This window comes from Kitasatospora sp. NPDC057512 (assembly GCF_042802135.1).
In the GTDB taxonomy this organism is placed as follows: domain Bacteria; phylum Actinomycetota; class Actinomycetes; order Streptomycetales; family Streptomycetaceae; genus Kitasatospora.
The window spans coordinates 1-4,584 of sequence record NZ_JBHVET010000699.1 but is presented as its reverse complement, the minus strand read 5'-3'; the positions used below and the strand labels follow the sequence as shown (position 1 = coordinate 4,584).

Genomic DNA, 4,584 nt, shown 5'->3' with positions numbered 1-4,584 from the left:
CGATAATGGGAAGCATGAACGATTCGCCCTCCTTCTCCCTGCCGGCCGGCCTGCCGCGACTGGAGCGCTGCGCCGTGATGGGCGTGGTCAACGTCACGCCCGACTCCTTCTCGGACGGCGGGATGTGGCACGACCCCGCCAAGGCGATCGCGCACGGCCTCGCGCTGCGGGCCCGCGGCGCCGATCTGGTGGACGTCGGCGGCGAGTCCACCCGGCCGGGCTCGCAGCGGGTCCCCGAGGAGGAGGAGCTGCGCCGGGTGATCCCGGTGGTGCGCGAGCTCGCCGACGCCGGGGTGGTGGTCTCGGTGGACACCATGCGGGCCTCGGTCGCCGAGCGGGCCGTCGAGGCCGGCGCCGCGATCGTCAACGACGTCTCCGGCGGGCTCGCCGACCCGGCGATGGCCCGGGTGGTCGCCGGGACCGGCGCGCCCTTCGTGGTGATGCACTGGCGCGGGCAGTCCGCCGACATGGACCGGATGGCCGTCTACGACGACGTCGTGCGGGACGTGGTCGCCGAGCTGACCGACCGGGTGGACGCGCTGCTGGCGGCCGGGGTCAAGGAGGACCAGCTGATCCTCGACCCGGGGCTCGGCTTCGCCAAGACCTCCGAGCACAACTGGGCGCTGCTCGGCCGGCTGGACGCGCTCACCGCGCTCGGCCGTCCCGTGCTCGTGGCGGCTTCGCGCAAGCGGTTCCTGGGTACGCTGCTCGCCGACCCGGCAACCGGGGAACTGCGCCCGGCCCGGGAGCGCGACGACGCGACGGCCGCGGTGTCGGTGCTGTCCGCCCGGGCCGGAGCCTGGGCGGTGCGGGTGCACGACGTGTCCGGCACGGCGGATGCCGTCCGGGTGGTCGCGGCCTGGCAGCACGCGGCACGGTTGGGGTGAGGGAGGGTCTGTGACAGGTGACGGCAGGTTGAGCGGCGGCACGGCCGGGCGGGCCCGTGAGGCGGACCTGGAGGCCGTTCTGGCGGCGAACCAGGGGCTCTACGAGGCGCTGGAACGGGGGGACCTGGAAGCGGTCGAGGACGCCTGGCTGGGCGCCGCGGACGCCGACGACAAGGGTGGCGTGGTGTGCGTGCACCCGGGCTGGCCGGTGCTCCGCGGCCGGGCCCAGGTGACGCGTTCGTACATGCTGATCATGATGAACACGGAGTACATCCAGTTCTTCCTGACCGATGTCGAGGCCGAGGTGCACGGTGATGTGGCCCTTGTCACGTGCACCGAGAACATCCTGTCCGGCGGAGAGTCGGAGGAGGAGGGGGAACTCGGTCCGCTGGTCGGCGGAAAGGTCGTGTCGACGAATCTGTTCCGTCGTACCCCGGCCGGGTGGAAGCTCTGGTCGCATCACGGTTCACCCGTTCTGACCAGCGGGGACGACGACGAGGAGAGCTGATTCCGGCACCCGCGGAAATGCGGTGCCGGGAAGTCGCCGGGGATTTCCGAGTGGTCACCGAACGTTCACGTCAATCGCCATATCGGTGCGCGTGGCGTCGGTTCGTGCCGGGTAGGACGGTCAGGCGTTGTCCGTGCTCGCGGGTAGATTCGAAACGGAGTGGCGGGCGTGCCGCCCGCCTTCGCCCTGCCCGTCCATGCCTTTCTCCGGGCGGGGCCCGTCCGACTGGGAGCAGTGATTCGTTTGCTGGACCGCGTCACCCTGCGGGGGCTGCGAGCCCGGGGCCACCACGGCGTCTTCGAGCGCGAGCGCGTCGAGGGGCAGACCTTCGTGGTCGACCTCGTGCTCCACCTGGACACCCGCCCCGCCGCGGCCGGAGACGACCTCACCCGCACCGCGCACTACGGGCTGGTGGCGGAGGAGGTCACCGCGATCATCGCCGGGGAGCCGGTCGACCTGATCGAGACGCTGGCCCAGCGGATCGCCGACCAGTGCCTCAAGCACGAAGCGGTCGAGGAGGTCGAGGTCACCGTGCACAAGCCGGACGCCCCGATCACCGTGCCGTTCGACGACGTGACCGTGACCATCCACCGGGGCCGCGCATGACCCCCACCGCGCGCCCGGTATCCGATGTAGAGGACGTTTTTCGATGAGCAGCAGCGACCCGACCGCCACGCCGAACGCGTTCGACCTGGAGAGCCGGGTGGACTCCGCCGACACCACGCTGCACAGCCAGCGCTGCGCGGTGATCGCGCTCGGCAGCAACCTGGGCAACCGGCTGGACACCCTCCAGGGGGCCGTCGACGCGCTCGCCGACACCCCGGGGCTGAAGATCAAGGCCGTCTCCGCGGTGTACGAGACCGAGGCCGTCGGCGGGCCCGAGGAGCAGCCGAACTACTACAACGCGGTCGTGGTGCTGCGCACCTCGCTGCCCCCGCGGGACCTGCTGGAGCGCGGCAACGCGATCGAGGACGCCTTCGGGCGGGTGCGGACCGTCCACTGGGGCCCGCGCACCCTGGACGTCGACATCCTGGCCTACGAGGGCGTGCTGAGCGACGACCCGCAGCTGCTGCTGCCGCACCCGCGCTCGCACGAGCGGGCCTTCGTGCTCGCCCCCTGGCTGGACGCCCAGCCGGAGGCCGAGGTGCCCGGGCACGGGCGGGTGGACGCGCTGCTGACCGCGCTGGGCGGTCCGGACGCGCAGGGCGTGAAGCGCCGCGAGGACATCGGGCTGACGTTGCCCGAGTAGGTCCGGGGGCCGGTGACCGGGGCCGTTGCCCGGGGAACTCGGCCGGGGGCCCGGCCGTACGAGTAGGTGTCCGCCGTTCGCGCGGGTGCCCGCCCGGCCGGGCCCGGTACGGTGGCCTGGCGTCGCCGCGCCACCGGGCGGGCGGCCGGTTCGGGTACCCGGGAAGGACCTCCTCCGAGTGAAGCTGCTTCGCCTCCGCCTCCTGATCGGCATCACCGCCGCCACGACGGCGCTGTCCTGGGCCGGCTCCAAGCTGTGGGCCTCCGTGGACACGCTGCCGGCGGTGCCGGCCGCGGCGCCGGTGGTGCTGGCGGCGGTCGCGGTGATCCTGCTGGCGACCGCGTTGTCGCTGCGGGCCCGGCTGAAGGCGGTGCGTGAGCGGCAGCCCGGGGCGAAGGGGGTCGATCCGCTGCTGGCGGCCCGGGCGGTGGTGCTGGGGCAGGCCAGCGCGCTGGTCTCGTCGGTGGTCACCGGCATCTACGCGGGGGCCGGGATCTACCTGCTGGGCGAGCTGGACGTGTCGGCCCGCAAGGACCAGGCCGTGACGGCCGGGCTCGCGGTGCTGGCGGGGGCCGCGGTGATCGCGGCGGCGCTCTGGATCCAGCACGTGTGCAAGCTGCCGGAGAACCACGACGACCCGGGCGGTCCGGCGGCGTCGCACCGCTGAGAGCCTCGGGGCACCGCCGGGGCACCGACCGGGCGTCACGGGGGCCTCGCCGGCCCCGTCGGCACCGTCCGCCCCGTCGGTACCGCTGAGCAGGGCTTTCTTCGTGATCTTGCGTGAGAATCCGGGCACGTGCGGTAAAAACCGCACCCTGTCAAGGGCGGAAGGGGACCCTGGGCTGACAGGCCCCCAATTCGCACGCTAGTTTCTTGGACATGTCTCGCGGACGCCACCGTCATTCCTCCGTCCTCGGCCGGGTCTTTCCCCCCACCGCCGCCGGCGTGCTGCTGGTCGCCGCACTGGCCGCTCTGCTTTTCAGTCAGGACACCGTCCTGGTGCGCTCGGTGGGCGTCGCGGCGGTGATCGCGACGCTCGGCTTCGCGCTGCTGCTGCGCCAGCGGGACAAGGCGGCCCGGGCGGCCGCCGAGACGTCCGCGGCCCAGCGGCTGCGCGCCGAGGAGCGGTTCGAGGAGCAGCTGGCCGAGGCCGAGTACGCGGCGGAGGTCGCCGAGGAGCGGGCCACCCGGTTCGGGCGCCGGCTGACGGCGGAGAAGTCGCGGCTGGCGAAGGCCGAGACCGAGATCGCCCGGCTGCTGCGCGAGCGGGCCGTGGCGGTGGCCGAGCAGGCGCTCAAGGAGGCCGAGGCGGCCCAGCAGGCGCTCGCCGCGAGCCGTCCGAAGCACCCGGCCAGCCCGGCCGCCTACGTGCGGGCGGCGTCCGTGCTGCGGCTGCTGGAGCGCCGCGCGGCGGAGCAGGAGGCCCGGCGGGCGCGTACGGCGGGCGCGGAGGTGGCCCTGCGGAAGCCCGCGAAGGAGTCGCCGGTCGCCCCGGCCGCGTCGGTGGCCGTGCCGGCCCCGGTGGCGCCCTCGGTGCCGACCCCGGGGCGGGCGCCGGCGGCCCCGGCGCCGGTGCGGCCCGAGCCGGTGCGTCCGGCGCTGACCGCGACGGTCGGTCAGCTCGGCGGCGCGTCGGCCGTGCCCGCCGCGGCGCCCGCGCCGGTGGAGCGGCAGCGGCCGCGTCCGGCGCAGTCCGGTCCGGCCCGCGGGCAGGGCTTCAGCTTCTTCGGCCGCGGTTCGGGTGCCCCGGCGCGCCCGGCGGCCCCGGCACCGGCGGTGGGCAGCGTCGCCGAACTGGGGGAGCGCGCCGACCTGGCGGACGTCGTGGGCGACGAGGCGGTGGCCGAGAAGGCCGTGGCCGAGGCCCGGGCGGCGGAGTCGGCCGAGCGGCCGGAGCAGGGCGAGCCGACCGTGGTGGACCTGACGCCGGAGGACGAGAC

Annotated in this window: 6 protein-coding genes; all 6 read left to right on the top strand. The window is 74.5% G+C overall.

Features of this window, described 5'->3' with window-relative positions:
- Positions 1-14 precede the first annotated feature (14 nt).
- Positions 15-887, top strand: coding sequence for a dihydropteroate synthase (folP, locus tag ACFU6K_RS32155; RefSeq protein WP_380669035.1), 873 nt, complete (start codon positions 15-17; stop codon positions 885-887).
- Between the two features lie 28 nt (positions 888-915).
- Entirely contained in the window at positions 916-1,395 is a 480-nt protein-coding gene (locus ACFU6K_RS32150) for a nuclear transport factor 2 family protein (protein ID WP_049654066.1), read from the top strand.
- A 246-nt stretch (positions 1,396-1,641) separates the two neighbouring features.
- Positions 1,642-2,001: a dihydroneopterin aldolase gene (folB, locus tag ACFU6K_RS32145; protein WP_049654068.1), complete on the top strand. Its 360-nt coding sequence runs from the start codon at positions 1,642-1,644 to the stop codon at positions 1,999-2,001.
- 43 nt (positions 2,002-2,044) lie between these two features.
- Positions 2,045-2,644: a 2-amino-4-hydroxy-6-hydroxymethyldihydropteridine diphosphokinase gene (gene folK / locus ACFU6K_RS32140; protein WP_380669033.1), complete on the top strand. Its 600-nt coding sequence runs from the start codon at positions 2,045-2,047 to the stop codon at positions 2,642-2,644.
- Between the two features lie 178 nt (positions 2,645-2,822).
- Entirely contained in the window at positions 2,823-3,311 is a 489-nt protein-coding gene (locus ACFU6K_RS32135) for a DUF3180 domain-containing protein (protein ID WP_380669031.1), read from the top strand.
- A gap of 212 nt (positions 3,312-3,523) precedes the next feature.
- The coding region (locus tag ACFU6K_RS32130) for a hypothetical protein (protein ID WP_380669029.1) at positions 3,524-4,584 on the top strand (1,061 nt) is incomplete at its 3' end.